This is a genomic window from Gluconacetobacter sacchari (assembly GCF_014174255.1).
Taxonomy (GTDB): Bacteria; Pseudomonadota; Alphaproteobacteria; order Acetobacterales; family Acetobacteraceae; genus Gluconacetobacter; species Gluconacetobacter sacchari.
On sequence record NZ_JABEQJ010000009.1, the window covers coordinates 1 to 16,808 of the forward strand.

General features: G+C 69.1%; 21 protein-coding genes. 19 read left to right on the plus strand and 2 right to left on the minus strand.

The annotated features are described in order from the left end of the window. The 12 genes from HLH48_RS08405 to HLH48_RS08460 all read left to right on the plus strand — a co-directional run. Nucleotides 1–176 (plus strand): phosphate signaling complex PhoU family protein (locus HLH48_RS08405; protein ID WP_281374930.1); only part of this gene is annotated, 176 nt, incomplete at its 5' end. 117 nt (nucleotides 177–293) lie between these two features. Continuing rightward, complete coding sequence (locus HLH48_RS08410) at nucleotides 294–803, plus strand: Spy/CpxP family protein refolding chaperone (protein ID WP_182997059.1); 510 nt, start codon at nucleotides 294–296, stop codon at nucleotides 801–803. Nucleotides 804–972: 169 nt separating this feature from the next. Next, entirely contained in the window at nucleotides 973–2,358 is a 1,386-nt protein-coding gene (ffh, locus tag HLH48_RS08415; RefSeq protein WP_182997060.1) for a signal recognition particle protein, read from the plus strand. A 69-nt stretch (nucleotides 2,359–2,427) separates the two neighbouring features. After that, on the plus strand, nucleotides 2,428–2,775 hold the full coding sequence (gene rpsP, locus HLH48_RS08420) for a 30S ribosomal protein S16 (protein ID WP_182997061.1): 348 nt from the start codon (nucleotides 2,428–2,430) through the stop codon (nucleotides 2,773–2,775). A 36-nt stretch (nucleotides 2,776–2,811) separates the two neighbouring features. Beyond that, on the plus strand, nucleotides 2,812–3,375 hold the full coding sequence (gene rimM / locus HLH48_RS08425; protein ID WP_182997062.1) for a ribosome maturation factor RimM: 564 nt from the start codon (nucleotides 2,812–2,814) through the stop codon (nucleotides 3,373–3,375). Then, nucleotides 3,372–4,118 (plus strand): tRNA (guanosine(37)-N1)-methyltransferase TrmD, encoded by a 747-nt coding sequence (gene trmD, locus HLH48_RS08430; RefSeq protein WP_182997063.1) that lies wholly within the window; start codon nucleotides 3,372–3,374, stop codon nucleotides 4,116–4,118. Before rimM ends, trmD begins: the two co-directional genes overlap by 4 nt. A 30-nt stretch (nucleotides 4,119–4,148) precedes the next feature. Continuing rightward, complete coding sequence (rplS, locus tag HLH48_RS08435) at nucleotides 4,149–4,529, plus strand: 50S ribosomal protein L19 (RefSeq protein WP_182997064.1); 381 nt, start codon at nucleotides 4,149–4,151, stop codon at nucleotides 4,527–4,529. Nucleotides 4,530–4,672: 143 nt separating this feature from the next. After that, nucleotides 4,673–6,076, plus strand: coding sequence for a 3-isopropylmalate dehydratase large subunit (gene leuC / locus HLH48_RS08440; protein ID WP_182997065.1), 1,404 nt, complete (start codon nucleotides 4,673–4,675; stop codon nucleotides 6,074–6,076). A gap of 3 nt (nucleotides 6,077–6,079) precedes the next feature. After that, entirely contained in the window at nucleotides 6,080–6,703 is a 624-nt protein-coding gene (gene leuD / locus HLH48_RS08445) for a 3-isopropylmalate dehydratase small subunit (RefSeq protein WP_182997066.1), read from the plus strand. A 43-nt stretch (nucleotides 6,704–6,746) separates the two neighbouring features. Further along, complete coding sequence (gene leuB, locus HLH48_RS08450; RefSeq protein WP_182997067.1) at nucleotides 6,747–7,859, plus strand: 3-isopropylmalate dehydrogenase; 1,113 nt, start codon at nucleotides 6,747–6,749, stop codon at nucleotides 7,857–7,859. Nucleotides 7,860–7,939: 80 nt separating this feature from the next. Then, nucleotides 7,940–10,066: a prolyl oligopeptidase family serine peptidase gene (locus HLH48_RS08455; RefSeq protein ID WP_246387161.1), complete on the plus strand. Its 2,127-nt coding sequence runs from the start codon at nucleotides 7,940–7,942 to the stop codon at nucleotides 10,064–10,066. Nucleotides 10,067–10,415: 349 nt separating this feature from the next. Further along, a complete protein-coding gene (locus HLH48_RS08460) occupies nucleotides 10,416–10,673 on the plus strand; it encodes a hypothetical protein (protein ID WP_182997069.1) in 258 nt (85 codons plus the stop codon). Between the two features lie 87 nt (nucleotides 10,674–10,760). Here HLH48_RS08460 and rpsU read toward each other — a convergent pair whose 3' ends face one another. Further along, entirely contained in the window at nucleotides 10,761–10,964 is a 204-nt protein-coding gene (gene rpsU, locus HLH48_RS08465; RefSeq protein WP_010506446.1) for a 30S ribosomal protein S21, read from the minus strand. Between the two features lie 257 nt (nucleotides 10,965–11,221). Between rpsU and def the strand changes: the two genes are divergently transcribed. From def to HLH48_RS08490, 5 genes are all read left to right on the plus strand, one after another. Next, entirely contained in the window at nucleotides 11,222–11,752 is a 531-nt protein-coding gene (gene def / locus HLH48_RS08470; RefSeq protein WP_182997070.1) for a peptide deformylase, read from the plus strand. Further along, nucleotides 11,749–12,420, plus strand: coding sequence for a ubiquinone biosynthesis protein COQ9 (locus HLH48_RS08475; protein WP_182997071.1), 672 nt, complete (start codon nucleotides 11,749–11,751; stop codon nucleotides 12,418–12,420). Before def ends, HLH48_RS08475 begins: the two co-directional genes overlap by 4 nt. Before the next feature lie 68 nt (nucleotides 12,421–12,488). Beyond that, nucleotides 12,489–12,956: a MarR family winged helix-turn-helix transcriptional regulator gene (locus tag HLH48_RS08480; protein ID WP_182997184.1), complete on the plus strand. Its 468-nt coding sequence runs from the start codon at nucleotides 12,489–12,491 to the stop codon at nucleotides 12,954–12,956. Between the two features lie 40 nt (nucleotides 12,957–12,996). Further along, a complete protein-coding gene (locus tag HLH48_RS08485) occupies nucleotides 12,997–13,743 on the plus strand; it encodes a response regulator (RefSeq protein WP_264812957.1) in 747 nt (248 codons plus the stop codon). 24 nt (nucleotides 13,744–13,767) lie between these two features. Further along, nucleotides 13,768–15,150, plus strand: coding sequence for an ATP-binding protein (locus HLH48_RS08490; protein ID WP_182997072.1), 1,383 nt, complete (start codon nucleotides 13,768–13,770; stop codon nucleotides 15,148–15,150). 35 nt (nucleotides 15,151–15,185) lie between these two features. On the opposite strand, the gene HLH48_RS08495 is transcribed toward HLH48_RS08490, so the two are convergent. Continuing rightward, the gene (locus tag HLH48_RS08495) at nucleotides 15,186–15,749 is read right to left on the minus strand and encodes an outer membrane protein assembly factor BamE (RefSeq protein WP_182997073.1); all 564 of its coding nucleotides are present in this window, start codon (nucleotides 15,747–15,749) and stop codon (nucleotides 15,186–15,188) included. Nucleotides 15,750–15,898: 149 nt separating this feature from the next. Here HLH48_RS08495 and HLH48_RS08500 point away from each other — a divergent pair, with 149 nt between their 5' ends. Together HLH48_RS08500 and rpmF are read left to right on the plus strand one after the other, a co-directional pair. Beyond that, a complete protein-coding gene (locus HLH48_RS08500; RefSeq protein ID WP_182997074.1) occupies nucleotides 15,899–16,453 on the plus strand; it encodes a YceD family protein in 555 nt (184 codons plus the stop codon). 138 nt (nucleotides 16,454–16,591) lie between these two features. Continuing rightward, a complete protein-coding gene (rpmF, locus tag HLH48_RS08505) occupies nucleotides 16,592–16,795 on the plus strand; it encodes a 50S ribosomal protein L32 (RefSeq protein ID WP_182997075.1) in 204 nt (67 codons plus the stop codon). The last annotated feature ends 13 nt before the right edge of the window (nucleotides 16,796–16,808 follow it).

Consider the following 16,808-nt stretch of genomic DNA (forward strand, 5'->3'; position numbering starts at 1 on the left):
ACATGATGGAGGACCCGCGTACCATCCGGTCCTGCACGCATCTGCTGTTCATCGCCAAGAACCTGGAGCGGATCGGCGACCATGCCACCAACATCGCCGAACGCGTCTATTACGCCGCGACGGGGGAGATGCTGCCGCCGGAGCGGCCGCGCGGCGGTGCCTCCAGCCGGGCGTGAGGGGCGTGCTTACATTTCGTAGCACAATGGCCTGATTTCGAATTGGGCCTCCGTGGTTAGATTTCCTGGTTGGCCCGGGGGCGATCCCGGGCCGGTTACGGAAATAGAGGCTCACACATGTTCAAGAAGACGATCCTGGCGGTGACGGTCCTGGCGGGGCTGTCGGCGACCGTGGCCCAGGCCCACGATATGCCGCCGCCGGGTGCCGGCCCGGGTTTCCATCACGGCTGGGGCCAGCGTCACGGCATGGAGATGCTGGCCGGGCTGAAGCTGACCCCGGCGCAGCGCACGCAGATTCATGCGATCCTGGAGGCCGCGCGCAAGGGCAGGCACGGGGACTGGAAGCAGGCGGGGGCGCTGCATGAGCAGATCAGGGACCTGCTGCTGGCGCCCGGGCCGGTCGATCGCGCCAAGCTGACATCCCTGACCCAGCAGATCGAAGCGATCTATCACGCCGACGCCGAGGCCCGGCTGGATGTGGCGGTCAAGATCCATGACATCCTGACCCCCGCGCAACTGGCCGACGCGAAGGCGCGCGAGGACAAGATCCGGTCGCTGCACGAGCAGTTGCGCGATCTGATGACGCCGCCGCCCGCCGAGGCGCCCGAGGGCGGCGACGCCGACTGACGCGGGCGGCCCGGACGTCGCGATTCCGCCCCTGGTGGCCTGTCCTTGGCCGCCATGGACCGGAATCGTTGACAGCGGGAGGGGAGGGGGGTAAAGCCCACCGGAAATCAGGACCGCCGCTTCGCGAGTGTTCGCGCAGTGGCGCGATATCTTTTGGGGTGAACGTCCTTTGTTCGAGGCGCTGTCAGGTAAGCTTTCCGGTGTGTTCGACGGCCTCGCCAAGCGCGGCGCGCTGTCCGAGGCCGATGTGGCCGAGGCGATGCGTGAAGTGCGCCTGGCGATGCTGGACGCCGACGTGGCCCTGCCGGTGGTCAAGGATTTCGTCACCAAGGTGCGCGAGCGCGCCGTGGGGCACGAGGTGCTGGACAGCATCTCGCCCGGCCAGGCCGTCGCCAAGATCGTCAATGACGCGCTGATCGACGCGCTGGGCGGCGCGGGCGCGGTGCCGCTGAACCTGAATGCCGTCCCGCCGGTGCCGATCCTGATGGTCGGCTTGCAGGGCTCGGGCAAGACCACGACCTCGGGCAAGATCGCCCTGCGGCTGGCGACCCGCGAGCGCAGGAAGGTGCTGCTGGCCAGCCTGGATACCCAGCGCCCGGCCGCCCAGTTGCAGTTGCAGCAATTGGCCGAGCGCGCCGGTGTGCCCTCGTTGCCGATCGTGCCCGGCCAGACGCCGGTGGAGATCGCGCGGCGGGCGATGGAGACCGGACGGCGCGAAGGCTTCGACGTCGTCATTCTCGACACCGCCGGGCGCCTGTCGATCGACGAGGCGCTGATGGCCGAGGTGCGGGAGATCCGCGCCGAGACGTCGCCGGCCGAGACCCTGCTGGTCGTCGATGCGATGACCGGCCAGGATGCCGTCAACACCGCCCGCGCCTTCAACGAGGCGGTGGGCGTGACCGGCGTGGTCATGACCCGGATGGACGGCGACGCCCGCGGCGGTGCCGCGCTGTCGATGCGGGCCGTGACGGGCGCGCCGATCAAGCTGACCGGCTCGGGCGAGAAGCTGGACGCGCTGGAGGAATTCCACCCCGAGCGCGTCGCCGGCCGTATCCTGGGCCTGGGCGATATCGCCGGCCTGGTCGAGAAGGCCGCCGACACCCTGGATCATGAGGAGAGCGAGAAGATCGCCCTCAAGATGATGCAGGGCAAGTTCGACCTGGACGATTATGCCGCGCAGATCCGCCAGATCGCGAAGATGGGCTCGCTGTCGGGGATTCTCGACATGCTGCCCGGCATGGGCAAGGTCAAGCAGGCGCTGGGCGACAAGGACCTGGATACCTCGGTCCTGAAGCGCCACCAGGCCATCATTTCGTCCATGACCCGGGCGGAGCGCAAGACGCCCGCCATCATCAAGGCGTCGCGCAAGAAGCGCATCGCCGCCGGGTCGGGCACCACAGTTCAGGACATCAACCGGCTGCTGAAGCAGTTCGACGACATGTCCACGATGATGAAGCGGATCAACAAGCTGGGCATGAAAGGTCTCATGCGCCAGGGGATGTCCGCTCTCATGCCCAAGGGGGCGAAGCCGCCCGGCGGCCGTCCGTTCGGCTGACGCGATCGATCCGATCGCTTCGTCCCTGTCCCGCATTCCGCTTTTTTTACAGTTCGGAGAATTGCCGCAATGAGCCTGAAGATCCGCCTCGCCCGCGCCGGCGCGAAGAAGCGCCCCTACTACCACATCGTGGTGGCCGACAGCCGTTCGCCCCGCGACGGCCGTTTCATCGAGAAGGTGGGCGCCTATAACCCGATGCTGCCGTCCGACCATGCCGACCGCATCCGCCTGATGAACGAGCGCATCACGCACTGGCTGTCGCAGGGCGCCCTGCCGACCGACCGCGTCGCCCGCTTCCTGGGCAATGCCGGCCTGATCGCGAAGCCGGTCTATACCGAGCAGCCGAAGCAGTCCGCGCCGAAGAAGCGCGCGCAGGAGCGCGCCGCCGCCGCCGCCGCTGCCGCGACCGCGGCCTGAGCATAGGGCGGACAGGATCACAGGCAGGCTGAACCGGTGGATCGCGATCGTATCCTGATGGGTGTGGTGGGGCGGCCGCATGGCGTGCGGGGGCTGGTGCGCGTACACAGCTACGCCGCCGTGCCGGAAGACCTGACGGCCTATGGAACGCTGACCGACGACCGGGGACAGGCCTGGGCCCTGCGCTGGCGCGGCGACGGCATTGCCGAACTGCGCGACGCGGCGGGCCAGCCCGTTTCGTCGCGCGAGGCCGCCCAGGCCCTGGTCAACCGCCGCCTGTATATCGCGCGGGCCAGCCTGCCGGAGCCCGATCAGGACGAATTCTATTTCGCCGACCTGATCGGCCTGGCGGTCCACGAGCGGGGCGGCGATGCCCTGGGGCGCGTCCTGGTCGTCCATGACTATGGCGCCGGGATCAGCCTGGAAATCGGCGGGGAGGGGCATGGCGCCCGGATCCTGCCCTTTACCCGGGCCTGTTTCCCGGTGATCGACATCGAAGCCGGCCGGATCGAAGCGGTGCTGCCGGACGAGGTGGAGGTGCAGGGCGATCTGTCGGGGGAGGGCGAGGATGCCGCGCCGTCCGTCGGGAGGGCGTCATGACCTGGCGGGCCACGATCCTGACCCTGTTCCCCGGCATGTTTCCCGGGCCGCTCGGCCAGTCGCTGGCCGGACGGGCGCTGGAGGACGGACTGTGGTCGCTCGATCTCCACGATCTGCGCGAGTACGGCCTGGGGCGGCACCGGGTGGTGGACGATACGCCGTTCGGGGGCGGGGCCGGCATGGTCATGCGCCCGGATGTCGTGTCCGCCGCGATCCGCGACGTGGCGGCCGCCGGACGCCCGGTGATCTACCCGACCCCCCGGGGGCGCCCGCTGCGGCAGGAGGACGTTCGTCGCCTGAGCGGCGGCCCGGGAATCGTGGTGCTGTGCGGACGCTACGAAGGGGTGGACGAACGGGTGCTGGAGGCATGCGCCGTCGAACAGGTTTCGATCGGCGATTATGTCCTGTCCGGCGGGGAGATGGCGGCCCTGGTGCTGCTGGATTCCTGCGTCCGGCTGATCCCCGGCGTCATGGGCTCGGAGGCCAGCGGGACGGAGGAAAGCTTTTCCGACGGGCTGCTGGAATATCCGCACTACACCAAGCCGGCGAACTGGGAGGGGCGGGCCGTGCCCGACATCCTGCTATCCGGTCACCACGCCGCCATCGCACGCTGGCGGCAGACTGAATCCGAGACGGCGACCCAGGTGCGCCGGCCCGATCTCTGGGCCGCGTATCGGCGCCGCACCGGCCGAGACACGTCCGATCCGGTCAGCTATGCGGCTGATCCCGACCGGCTGCACTGACTAGACTGTTTTGAAACGAGGAACCCGATCATGAACATTATCCAGCAGTACGAGGCCGGTGAGATTGCCCGCCTCTCCGCCGAGCGCGCGGTCCCCGAATTCGGCCCCGGCGACACGGTTCGCGTGTCGGTCCGCGTCGTCGAAGGCGAGCGCAAGCGTATCCAGGCCTATGAAGGCGTGGTGATCGCCCGTTCGAACAAGGGGTTGAACAGCAACTTCACCGTGCGCAAGATCTCGAACGGTGAGGGTGTGGAGCGCGTCTTCCCGCTCTATGCGCCGACGATCGCCGAGATCAAGGTCGTGCGTCGTGGCGCCGTGCGTCGCGCGAAGCTGTATTATCTGCGCGGCCGCCGCGGCAAGTCGGCGCGTATCGCCGAGCGCGCCCGCGAGACGGTGACGGCCACGGCCTGATCGCCATCCGATACGCGATGCGCCGCCGCCCGGACCGGCGGGGCGCATCGCCGTGACTTTACGGGTTCGTTCCTTCGCCGTCCGAGCGTTCTCGCGGGCGGCGGGGCCGTTCTCCGCCATGCCGTTCCGAAGGGGAGAGACCGATGGCCGCACGCACGCTGTTCGACAAGATCTGGGACAGCCATGTCGTGGAACGGCTCGAGGACGGCACGGCCATTCTCTATATCGACCGTCACCTGGTGCATGAGGTGACCAGCCCGCAGGCGTTCGAGGGGCTGCGCGTGAGCGGCCGCCGCCTGCGCCGGCCGGATGCCACCATCGCGGTGGTGGACCATAACGTACCGACCTCGGACCGTACCCTGCCGATCGAGGAGCCGGAAAGCCGCAACCAGATCGAGACGCTGGAGCGCAATGTCCGCGAATTCGGCGTGCCGTATTTTCCGCTGCTGTCGGAACGGCAGGGCATCGTGCATGTTGTGGGGCCGGAGCAGGGGATTTCGCTGCCCGGCATGACCATCGTCTGCGGCGACAGCCATACCTCCACCCATGGCGCCATGGGGGCGCTGGCGTTCGGCATCGGCACCTCCGAGGTCGAGCATGTGATGGCGACCCAGACGCTGCTGCAAAAGCCCGCCCGGAACATGAAGGTGGTGGTCGAGGGCGCGCTGGGCGCGGGGGTGACCGCCAAGGACGTGATGCTGGCGATCATCGGCACCATCGGGACCGCCGGCGGCACCGGCTATGTGATCGAATTCGCGGGCTCGACCATTCGCGGGCTGGACATGGCCGGGCGGATGACGATCTGCAACATGTCGATCGAGGCGGGTGCCCGCGCCGGGCTGGTGGCGCCGGACGAGACGACGTTCGACTATGTGCGCGGCCGGCCGTTCGCCCCGCGGGGCGAGGCGTTCGAGCAGGCGGTGGCCTACTGGAAGACGCTGGTGGCCGACGAGGGCGCGCAGTACGACAAGATCGTGGAATTGCGGGCCGAGGATATCCCCCCCGTCCTGACCTGGGGCACCAGCCCCGAGACGGTGATCCCGGTGTCCGGCACCGTGCCCGACCCAGCGGCGGAGAGCGACGAGGCGAAGCGTGCGCAGTTGCAGCGCATGCTGGACTATATGGGACTGGAAGCCGGGCAGCGGATCGCCGGGGTGCCGGTCGATGTCGTCTTCATCGGCTCCTGCACCAACAGCCGGATCGAGGACCTGCGCTCGGCGGCCGCGATCGTGGCGGGGCGGCATGTGGCGCCGGGCGTGCGCGCCATGGTGGTGCCGGGATCGGGCATCGTGAAGGCGCAGGCCGAGCGCGAGGGGCTGGACCGGGTGTTTCTCGCGGCCGGCTTCGAATGGCGCGAGGCGGGATGTTCGATGTGCCTGGGCATGAATCCCGACCGGCTGACGCCGGGGCAGCGCTGCGCCTCGACCTCCAACCGCAATTTCGAGGGGCGGCAGGGGCCGGGCGGGCGGACCCATCTGCTGTCGCCCGCGATGGCGGCGGCGGCGGCGGTGACGGGACATCTGACGGACGTGCGGGAGTTGATCTGAGCCATGGATAAATTCACCGTCCTGACCGCCATCGCGGCGCCGCTGCCCGAGGCGAATATCGACACGGACAAGATCATCCCGGCGCGGTTTCTCAAGACCACCAAGCGCTCCGGCCTGGGCGTGCATGCGTTCGACGGCATGCGCTACAACCCGGACGGGTCGGAGAAGCCGGATTTCGTGCTGAACCGGGAGCCCTATCGCAAGGCGGGCATCCTGATCACCCATGACAATCTGGGCTGCGGGTCGTCGCGCGAGCATGCGCCCTGGGCGCTGCTGGATTTCGGCATTCGCTGCGTGATCGCGCCGTCGTTCGCCGACATCTTCTTCAACAACTGCTTCAAGAACGGTATCCTGCCGATCCGCCTGCCGCGCGAGATCTGCGATGCGTTGATGGACGACGCGCGGCTGGGCGCCAATGGCCGGCTGACGATCGACCTGGAGCGCCAGGTGGTCGTGCGGCCCGACGGCGAGGAGATCGCGTTCGAGATCGATCCGCTGCGCAAGCACCTGCTGCTGGAAGGGCTGGACGATATCGGCCAGACCATGCAGCACGAGGAGGCGATCAGCGGTTTCGAGGCGGCGCGTGGTCGGGCCCAGCCCTGGCGGACGCGCATCGTCATCGATTGATCGTCGCGCACGCCGCCTATTTGTCACGACAGGAATACGAGAAATGACCGCTACCAAGAAGCTCCTTGTCCTGCCCGGCGACGGGATCGGTCCCGAGGTGATGAACGAGGTCGCGCGCGTCGTGGCATGGATGGCGGATGCGCGCGGCGTCGCCTTCGAGATTTCCGAGGAACTGGTCGGCGGCGCGTCGCTGGCGGTGCATGGCGTGCCGATTCGTGACGAGGTGATCGCGGCGGCCCGGGCCGCGGATGCGGTGCTGTTCGGTTCGGTCGGCGATCCGAAATGGGCGTCGGCCGGTTTCGACCTGCGGCCCGAAATCGCGATCCTGAAACTGCGGCAGGAATTGGGGCTGTTCGCCAATCTGCGCCCGGCGAAGGTGTTCGATGCGCTGGTCGAGGCCAGCACGCTGAAGCCCGAGGTGGTGGCCGGGCTGGACATCATGATCGTGCGCGAATCGGTGGGCGGTATCTATTTCGGCACGCCGCGCGGGATCGAGACGCTGCCGGACGGCAGCAGGCGCGGCATCAATACCGAAATCTATACCACGTCCGAGATCGAGCGCGTGGCGCGGGTGGCCTTCGACCTGGCGCGGCAGCGCGGCAACCGCGTCTGCTCGGTCGAGAAATGCAACGTGATGGAAAGCGGCCTGCTGTGGAGGGAGGTCGTGACCGCGCTGCATGCCCGCGAGTATGCCGATGTGGAACTGAGCCACATGCTGGCCGACAATTGCGCCATGCAGCTTGTGCGCAACCCGCGCCAGTTCGATGTGATCGTGACCGGCAACCTGTTCGGCGACCTGCTGTCCGACCTGGCATCGATGCTGACCGGCAGCCTGGGCATGCTGCCCTCGGCCACGCTGGGCGCGGTGGATGACGCCGGCCGGCGCCCGGCGCTGTACGAGCCGATCCATGGCAGCGCGCCCGACATCGCCGGCAAGGGGATCGCCAACCCGCTGGCGCAGATCCTCTCGTTCGCGATGTTGCTGCGCTATTCCTTCGCGATGGAGGCGGATGCCGCGCTGATCGAGCAGGCGGTGGCCAACGTGCTGGCCAGCGGCCTGCGCACCGCCGACATCATGAGCCCGGGCATGGCCCAGGTCGGCACATCCGTGATGGGCGAGGCCGTGGTGCGCGAACTGGACAAGCTGAACGGCTGATCGCCGTTTCCCGGCCGTCGCCGGCCGTGAGGACGGCGGCGGGCTTTCCATCGGCGGGCGCATCTGGAATGCTCGCGGCCATGCGCTCGTTTCGAATCGTCATCGCCGGAATTGCGATGCTGGCCGCCATGCCGGCCGTCGCCTCATCCTCGCCGTCCGCTCCGCCTCCGGATGCCTTGTCCGATGTACGTGGCGCGCGGGCCCTGGCCTGGGTCGGGCAGGAGAACCGGCGGACGTTCGCCGCGCTGGAAGCCGATCCGCGCTATCGGACGTTCCATGATTCGGTGCTGCGGATCCGGCAGGACGCGCATCGCATTCCCGTGCCGGAATTCCTGGGCGGGGCGATCTTCAATCTCTGGCAGGATGCGGCGCATCCGCGCGGGATCTGGCGCGAGGCGGCGCCGGAGAGCTTCCTGACCGGGCATCCGGCCTGGACCACGCGGCTGGATGTCGACGACCTGGCCCGGCGGGCGCATCGCGACTGGGTGTTCCAGGGCGCGGATTGCCTGGCCCCCAACGATTCGCCCTGTCTGGTCCAGCTTTCGGAAGGGGGCGAGGACGCGACCACCCTGCGGGAGTTCGTGCCCCGGTCCGGTATTTTCGTGCCCGGTGGTTTCCTGCTGCCCCGGTCGAAGCAGGCCGTGGCGTGGCAGGATCGGGACACGCTGCTGGTGGCGCGCGACTGGGGAGACGGGCCGGGCGGGGTTTCCGGCGGTGCGATGACCCGCTCCGGCTATCCGTTCGTGGTGCGGCGCCTGCGTCGCGGACAGGCGCTGGACCAGGCCGTGGAGGTCATGCGCGGGCAGCGCGACGACGTGTCGGTGGACCCCGTGGCGCTGGCGGATGGGCAAGGGCACCGGCTGGTGCTGATCCGTCGCGCGGTGACGTTCTTCGAGGATCGCTACAGCCTGGTTACCGGCCAGGGCGTTCGGGAACTGGACCTGCCGGCGCGCATGGAATTGCATGGGCTGCTGGCGGGGCGGCTGATCCTGTCGGCCAACCAGGACTGGTCCCGGGGCGGGCTGCGGGTTGCCGCCGGCAGCGTGATCGCCGTCGACCCGGATGGGCGGCAGCCGGTCCGGACCCTGTTCACCCCCGGCGCGCGCCAGGCGGTGGACGAGGTGGCGGTGACCGGGACGGGCGTGGTGATGACGGTGCTGGATTCGGTGCGCGGGCAGGGCTGGGTCTTCCGGCCCGATGCGGCGGGCGGCTGGCATGGCGCGCGGCTGGCGCTGCCCGACATGATGTCGGTGCATATCCTGGATGCCGATCGCCGGTCGGGGCGGGCGTTTCTGTCGGTTTCGGGCTTCCTGACGCCGCAGCAACTGTGGTTGGCCGACAGTACCGACGGCAGCGCGCGGAAGATCATGGAATTGCCGCCCCAGTTCGATGCCGGCGGGCTGGTGGTCGGGCAGGAATGGGCGACTTCGACCGACGGGACGCGGATTCCTTATTTCATCGTGCATCGGGCGGATATGCGGCTCGATGGCCGCAATCCGACCCTGTTAACGGCCTATGGCGGTTTCCAGGTCTCGTCGGTGCCTGATTATGATCCGGTCGCGGGGCGGCTGTGGCTGGATCGGGGTGGCGTCTATGTGGTGGCCAATATCCGCGGCGGCGGCGAGTTCGGGCCGGCCTGGCACGAGGCCGGGCGGACGACCGGTCGCCAGCATGTCTTCGACGATTTCGCCGCCGTCGCGCGGGACCTGATCGCCCGGAAGGTGACGGTGCCCGCGCATCTGGGGATTCGCGGCCGGTCGAACGGCGGGCTGCTGATGGGGGTGGAGTTCACCCAGCATCCCGACCTCTGGGGGGCGGTGATCATCGGCGTGCCGCTGCTGGACATGGAGCATTTCGAAACCATGGCGGCCGGGGCCTCGTGGGTCGGGGAATATGGCAGCATGGCGGTGCCGGCGCAGCGGGCCTTTCTGGAGCGGATCTCGCCGCTGCGGGCGCTGCGCCCCGGCGTGCGCTATCCCGAGCCGTTCATCTTCACCTCGACCCTCGACGACCGGGTGGGGCCGGTCCATGCCCGGCTGTTCGCGGCGCGGCTCCAGGCGCTGGGGGTGCCCTTTCTGTATTACGAGGATACCGAGGGCGGGCATTCCGGGACGGTGAATGCGGAGGAAGTGGCACGGGAGCGGGCGCTGGAAGCGGTGTATCTGAGCCGGCTGATGGATGGGGACGGGAAGGCGGGCGGGGGATAGCATCCCGCCGCCGGATGGCACGACAATGACGGCGGCAGGAGGATTGCCGTCTGGCGCGCGGCTGCACACCGCATGGTATTCGGAGTGTGGTGCATGACAGTGCCCTTGCGGCGAAAGGGTCCTCTGTCGGGTGGCCTGCCGAATAAAGGACCTGGACCCATGTCCAGCGATGAGCGGGAAGACCTGTTCGTCGTAATGGAAATAGGCAGGGCGTGCTTTTAGCCCTTCTGGAACACGTTGCTACCCGCCCGACGCCAGGGGCGGGCGAGATGTGCCCTGTGTATCGTTACGGTGGCGTCGGGCGGGGACATAGGGGGATGACGCTCCGGCCGCGATCTGGCGGCGTATCATGCGCTGCCTGGACGAGAGCCTGATCGACGATCTGGAATTCTGGCTGCGGGTGCGCAATCAGGTCGAGCTTCTGCAACGCCGGCAGGTCCGCTCGGGGCAGGCCTCGGAAAGCGCGCGGCCGGGCGGGCAGATCGTGCTGGAAGCCTGGCTGAAGAGCGCGCTCGCCACGATGGCGGGCTCGGTGGTCGATGAGCCGATTCCGGACGAACTGCTGCGCCTGATCGGGGGGGCGGCCTCGTCGGGCAAACCGGAGTGACGCGATTGCGTCCGCGCGACGGCATGAAAAAAGCCGGCCTCCCGAAGGAGACCGGCTTTCTTGCAGGGATCGACGCCCGGGGGCGGATCAGAACCCTTCGCGTTCCAGGCGCTTGCGCTCCATCTTGCGGGCGCGGCGCACGGCCTCGGCAGCCTCGCGCGCCTTGCGCTCGGAGGGCTTTTCGTAGTGGCGACGCAGCTTCATCTCACGGAAGATGCCTTCACGCTGCATCTTCTTCTTGAGTGCCTTGAGAGCCTGGTCGACATTATTGTCGCGAACGAGAACCTGCACTTGGTCGCTTACTCCTGTTTGTGGCTGCCTTGGGGTTAACCACGAAAACCATGGATGGGTTACCGCCCAAGGCCCGGCCCTGCATGCGATTCCCGAATGGCGCGGACGTATAACATGGGCTTTGCGCGAAAGACAAATCATTCCGCCCGTTTCCCGCCGGCTTCGGGCGGACTATTTTACGGGGCCGCCCCGCGCCGGGCGCGGAGGTGGATGATTGCGGGCGGCGACGCCGGCAGGACGAAGGATAGGCAGAGACCGTGACCTTGCTCAAGATCGCCCGGATGGGCCACCCCGTGCTGCTGCGCCGTGCCGACGCGGTGCCGGACCCGACCGCGCCGGAGATCGGCCGGCTGATCGACGACATGATCGAGACGATGGAGGACGCGCGCGGCGCCGGGCTGGCGGCGCCGCAGGTCCATGTCTCGCTGCGGCTGTTCGTCTATCGCGTGCCGGCCGAACGCAGCGCGGGCGCGGACGATCCGCCGCGCGAGACCGATGTGCTGATCAATCCGGTGCTGACGCCGGTGGACGACGACATGATATTGCGGCCCGAGGGATGCCTGTCGATCCCTGGCCTGCGGGGCCTGGTGCCGCGCTATGTGCGGGTGGCCTATGCCGGCCTGGACCGGGCCGGCCAGGCGGTGGAGGGCGTGGCGACGGGCTTTCTGGCGAACGTGCTCCAGCATGAATACGACCATCTGGATGGTATTCTCTATCCGATGCGGATGACGGATCTGGGCCAGATGGGCTTCGACGAGGAAATCGCGCGCTACGGGACAAGGGCATGAGCGGCGTGGGGACGATCGCGGGGCTGGCGGGCCGGCTGGCGGCCGGGCTGGGGGAATGCGCCGGTGCCTGCGCGCCGCGCCGGCCGGAACGCAGCCTGGCACGGGACGAGGCGCTGTGCCGCCTGGGGGCGGTGGCCGGCGCGCGCGGCTGGGGGATGGACGTGCTGCGCGATGTCGCCGGCCCGGATGCGGACCTGCTGTTTCCCGGCGGCGCCGCCGAACTGGTCGAGGCCTGGTTCGACCTGGCCGACCGGATCATGATCGAGGCCGCGCGCGGGGTGGAGGACGCGCATCTCGGGCGCCGGGTGCGCGCCGTGATCCTGTTGCGGCTGCGGGCGGTCACCCCGGACCGCGACGCGGTGCGCCGGGCGCTGGCGGTTCTGCTGGCGCCGGGCCATGCCGGACTGCTGGCCCGGGTCATGGGCCGGACGGTGGATGCGATCTGGGAAGCGGCGGGCGACCATGCGAGCGGTCTCACCCGGCAGACCAAGCGGATGAGCCTGGCCGCGATCTATGGGCAGGTGCTGCTGTTCTGGCTGGCGCGCGGCGATGACGGCGAGGCGGTGGCGGCTTTCCTGGACCGGCGGCTGGCCGGCGTGGTGCGCCTGGGCCGGGCGAAGCAGGCGCTGCTGGCGCGCCTGCGGCCCGGACGGGCCCGGGCGGCGTGAGCGAACCGAAGGCGCCGACCCGGCGCCCGGGGGCCGGTGCCGGCCTGCTGTTCCTGCGCGAGGAGGAGATGCGGCAGGCGCAGGAGCTGATGATGCTGGCCTGGCGGGATTTCGGCGGCGTGGTCGATCCGGTGCTGGAATCGCTGGGCCTGGGGCGGGCGCATCATCGGATATTGCAGCTTGTCGGCCATCATCCGGGGATCGCGGTCGGCGACCTGATCGACCTGCTGGGCATCACCAAGCAGAGCCTGGGCCGGGCGCTGACGGACCTCCAGGAGCGGGGCTATGTGACGCAGGAGGTCGGCCGGCGCGACCGGCGCCTGCGCCTGCTGTCGCTGACCGAGAGCGGGGCGGCGGTGGAGCGGCGGCTTTTCGATCTGCAACGGGAAAAATTGATGGGCGTGTATCGCGATGTGGGCGCCGCCGCGATCGACGGGTTTCGCCGCGTCGTGCAGGGTCTTATGGACGAGCGGACGCGCCGGGTGATCGAGGACGTGGCCGCCGCCGCGGAACGGGCGCATCGTGGCGGGGCATGATGAGGCTGTGCGGACGGTCTCCGAGCCGGGATGGACGATGATGGGACTGGATGGGCACCAGAGCGGGCAGCAGGGCGGCGTGCGGGACGGATCGGTGGCGGGGGCGCATATCCTGGTGGTGGATGACGATCCGCGCCTGCGTCGCCTGTTGCAACGCTACCTGACCGAGCATGGGTTCCGCATCAGCGCGGCGTCCTCGGCCGCCGAGGCGCGGCAGGTGCTGGGCTTCATGCAGCCCGACGCGATGGTGCTGGACGTGACCATGCCGGGCGAGAACGGGCTGGCGCTGACCCGCGCCCTGCGGCAGGAGGGGCAGGACCTGCCGATCCTGCTGCTGACCGCGCGCGGCGAGCCCGAGGACCGGATCACCGGGCTGGAGGCGGGGGCCGACGATTACCTGGGCAAGCCGTTCGAGCCCCGCGAGCTGCTGCTGCGGCTGAAGGCGCATCTGCGCCGGTTCGCCCCGCCCGCGCCGTCGGACAATCTGCGGGTGGTGCGGCTGGGCGCGCTGGAATTCGACCCCGCGCGGGGCCTGCTGTCCGGCGGCGAAGGCAATGTCCACCTGACGGGGGGCGAGGTCGCGCTGCTGAGCGCGCTGGCGCGCCGCCCCAACGAGGTGCTGGCCCGCGACGAGATCGCGCGCCTGCTGGACATGGAGGAAATCGGCGAGCGCGCGGTGGACGTGCAGGTGACGCGCCTGCGCCGGCGGATCGAGCCCGACCCGCGCGAGCCGCGCTTTCTCCAGACCATCCGGGGCAAGGGATATGTGCTGAAGCCGGGCCTGTGACGGCGGATGGGAAGGAGGCTGGCCATGGCGGGTGAGGGGCCCGGGCGGGCGCACTCCATGGCGGGGCTGTATCGCCGGATGGACCGGCCGGTGCGCCGGGTTTTGCCGCGCTCGCTGCTGGGGCGGATGCTGCTGATCGTGCTGATCCCGCTGCTGGTCACGCAGGGCATTTCGCTGGAGCTGTTCTACGGCAATTACCTCAAGGTCGTGTCGCGTCGCATGTCGGGCAGCGTCGCGGCGGATATCGTGCTGACGCTCGACCTGCTGGCGCGGTACCGTTCGGCCGGCGACCGGGCCTGGGTGATGAACCAGGTGCGCGTGCGCACCCAACTGGACATGGACTGGGAGCCGGGGCGGCGGCTGGCGCACACCGGCTCGACCCATGTGCTGGGGCCGATGGACGAGGACCTGGCCGACGCGCTGGACGGTTCGATCGGGCGGCCGTTCCAGGTCGACTGGATCGGCGATCCGCAGACCGTGCATATCCGTGTCCAGATGCCCGATGGCGTGCTGGATGTCGGGGCGCCGCGCAAGCGGCTGTCGGTGGCGCCCATCTGGCTGTTCGTGGCCTGGGCGGTGGGCAGCACGTTGCTGCTGTTCATCATCGCCAGCCTGTTCATGCGCAACCAGATCCGCGCCATCCGCCGCCTGGCCCGGGCGGCCGAGCTGTTCGGGCTGGGGCGCGATATCGAGCCGATCCGGCCCGAGGGCGCGCAGGAGGTTCGCAAGGCGGCGGTCGCCTTCAACCGGATGCAGGAGCGTATTTTCCGCTTCGTGGCCCAGCGGACCGCGGTGCTGGCGGGGGTCTCGCACGATTTGCGGACGCCGCTGACCCGCCTGCGCCTGTCGCTGGCGATGATTCCGCAGGCGGGCACGATCGATGCCGCGCAATTCCAGTCCGAAGTGACCGACATGGTCGCCGATATCGCGGAAATGGAACGCATGATCGAAAGCTACCTGTCCTTCGCCCGGGGCGAGGGAGCCGAGACGCCGGTGGCGGTCGATGTCGGCCAGTTGCTGGATGAGGTCGCCTCCGCCTTTCGACGGGCGGGCGGAACGATCCTGTCCGTCTCGGTGCCCCGGCCGGTCGAGGGCGTCCTGCGGCCGGACGCCATCCGCCGGGTGCTGGACAATCTGTTGCAGAACGCGCGGCGGCATGGCGGGCGCGTGGCGCTGAGCGCCAGCCATGACGCGCGCGGGGTGGTGATCTGTGTCGATGACGACGGGCCGGGCATTCCGCGCGACCGGATGGAGGCGGTCTTCCGGCCGTTCGAGAGTGGCCGGGATGGCGGGAGCGGGCTGGGCCTGACGATCGCGCGCGATATCGTGCGCGCCCATGGCGGGGACATCGCGCTGCGCCCCAGCCGGCTGGGGGGGCTACAGGTCCGGATCGTTCTGCCCGCCTGACCGCGTTGCCGCTGGCCCGGCCAGGGGGCGCCGGATCAGGGGAGGCCGTTGCCCGAGCCGCCATGGCCCGGACCGTTGTTATAGCCCATCGGCCCGGTGCTGCCGCCGAACGTGCTGTTCATGTTGCTCAGCGGGTTGTAGCGGCCGACATTGCCCAGGATCTGTTGCAGGATATTGACCGAAGTGCCCGGCGTGGGCGTCGCGCCCGGTGCCATGGAGGTGGGACGGGCGTCGCTCTTGTTCAGGGTCCGCATCGTGCGCAGCACGCCCTTGTCGTCGAAATTGAGCACCAGCACGTCCTGCGAGCGGATGCTCGGGAAATCCATCGGCGCCGGAACCGTGCGCATGGAGATGTAGATCCATGTGTTGTCGTCGAACGTCGCGCGGGTGGTGGGCGAGCCCAGCAGGTCCATCGCCTCGGCGCGGGTGCTGACCCCGGGCTTGAGCTGGCTGTAATCGTCGGCCTCGATCAGCGAGCCGCGATGCGCCGGCGGCGGCGAGAACAGCGCGCAGCCCGACAGCAGCAGGCCGAGTCCCACGACCGCGCAGGGGAGAAGGCGCCCGATCGGGCGAATGGTCGTGTCCGACGATGACCGCATGGCCTGGGGGGCGTCCTGATCCGGGGATAACTCTTCCGTCCGGTGCCCGATTGGGGTGGCGAAGTCAATTCTTCATCGCCATACAGGGAGCGATATCGGTATCGGGCGCGCGAATTGACGGCGCCGCCGCCGGGCGGGAGCAGGACAGGATGAAGACGGAATTTTCCCGCGGGGTCGCGGTTGGACGAATCGGGGCCGCGGGCCGGGAGATGGACATCGAGGCCGACGCGGCGGAGCGTGCCGCCCTGGCCCGCCGGTTCGGCCTGCCTGCGATCCATGCCCTGTCATGCCATTATCGCCTGACGCCGGGCCGGCAGGAGCAGGTGCTGGCCGAAGGCTGGCTGGCGGCCGAGGTGGAGCAGGTCTGCGTCGCGACCGCCGAGCCGTTCGTCAGCATGCTGACCGCGGACTTCGTCGCCCGCTTCGTGCCCGCCGAGCGGTTTCGCGAGGACGAGGACCTGGACCCCGAGGCGGTGGACGAGATCCCCTACGAGCACGACACGATCGATGTCGGCGAACTGGCGGCGGAGGAATTGTCGCTGGCGCTGGATCCCTATCCGCGCCGCCCGGGGGCCGTGCTGCCCGCCGATGTCGGGTCGGTCGACCTGCCGCCGGCGACCGCCGAGGCGGATGAGGACGCGGCGAAGGAGGGACGGCCGTCGCCTTTCGCGGCATTGGCCGCGCTGCGCAAGGACGATATATAAGGCGTGCATGGGGGGCGGCGGTACGAAGATGCCTTGCGAATTCGGTTTCTACCTGCTAGAGGCGCCCCCTCGTTATCGATAACTGATCGGGTTCCAGCCGGGCCCGGTTAAGATCCCAGATCGGAGGGGCCCGGGCCCATGGCTGTACCCAAAAGAAAAACCTCGCCGTCCCGTCGCGGCATGCGCCGCAGCCACGAGGCGCTGACCGTGCAGGCCTATGCCGAATGCGCGAATTGCGGCGAGCTGAAGCGCCCGCATCATGTGTGCAGCCATTGCGGCCATTATGACGGTCGTGAGGTCGTCGCGGCCGGCAAGACGCTGAAGACCGCCGTCCGGGCCTGACCGGCGGCGCATG

What these genes read in the sequence shown, in the direction of transcription:
- HLH48_RS08410 (WP_182997059.1), top strand. Translation starts at nt 294, where the DNA reads ATGTTCAAGAAGACGATCCTGGCGGTGACGGTCCTGGCGGGGCTGTCG.
- rpsP (WP_182997061.1), top strand. Translation starts at nt 2,428, where the DNA reads ATGAGCCTGAAGATCCGCCTCGCCCGCGCCGGCGCGAAGAAGCGCCCC.
- trmD (WP_182997063.1), top strand. Translation starts at nt 3,372, where the DNA reads ATGACCTGGCGGGCCACGATCCTGACCCTGTTCCCCGGCATGTTTCCC.
- rplS (WP_182997064.1), top strand. Translation starts at nt 4,149, where the DNA reads ATGAACATTATCCAGCAGTACGAGGCCGGTGAGATTGCCCGCCTCTCC.
- leuC (WP_182997065.1), top strand. Translation starts at nt 4,673, where the DNA reads ATGGCCGCACGCACGCTGTTCGACAAGATCTGGGACAGCCATGTCGTG.
- leuD (WP_182997066.1), top strand. Translation starts at nt 6,080, where the DNA reads ATGGATAAATTCACCGTCCTGACCGCCATCGCGGCGCCGCTGCCCGAG.
- leuB (WP_182997067.1), top strand. Translation starts at nt 6,747, where the DNA reads ATGACCGCTACCAAGAAGCTCCTTGTCCTGCCCGGCGACGGGATCGGT.
- HLH48_RS08455 (WP_246387161.1), top strand. Translation starts at nt 7,940, where the DNA reads ATGCGCTCGTTTCGAATCGTCATCGCCGGAATTGCGATGCTGGCCGCC.
- HLH48_RS08460 (WP_182997069.1), top strand. Translation starts at nt 10,416, where the DNA reads ATGCGCTGCCTGGACGAGAGCCTGATCGACGATCTGGAATTCTGGCTG.
- HLH48_RS08475 (WP_182997071.1), top strand. Translation starts at nt 11,749, where the DNA reads ATGAGCGGCGTGGGGACGATCGCGGGGCTGGCGGGCCGGCTGGCGGCC.
- HLH48_RS08480 (WP_182997184.1), top strand. Translation starts at nt 12,489, where the DNA reads ATGCGGCAGGCGCAGGAGCTGATGATGCTGGCCTGGCGGGATTTCGGC.
- HLH48_RS08485 (WP_264812957.1), top strand. Translation starts at nt 12,997, where the DNA reads ATGGGACTGGATGGGCACCAGAGCGGGCAGCAGGGCGGCGTGCGGGAC.
- HLH48_RS08490 (WP_182997072.1), top strand. Translation starts at nt 13,768, where the DNA reads ATGGCGGGTGAGGGGCCCGGGCGGGCGCACTCCATGGCGGGGCTGTAT.
- HLH48_RS08495 (WP_182997073.1), bottom strand. Translation starts at nt 15,749, where the DNA reads ATGCGGTCATCGTCGGACACGACCATTCGCCCGATCGGGCGCCTTCTC.
- HLH48_RS08500 (WP_182997074.1), top strand. Translation starts at nt 15,899, where the DNA reads ATGAAGACGGAATTTTCCCGCGGGGTCGCGGTTGGACGAATCGGGGCC.
- rpmF (WP_182997075.1), top strand. Translation starts at nt 16,592, where the DNA reads ATGGCTGTACCCAAAAGAAAAACCTCGCCGTCCCGTCGCGGCATGCGC.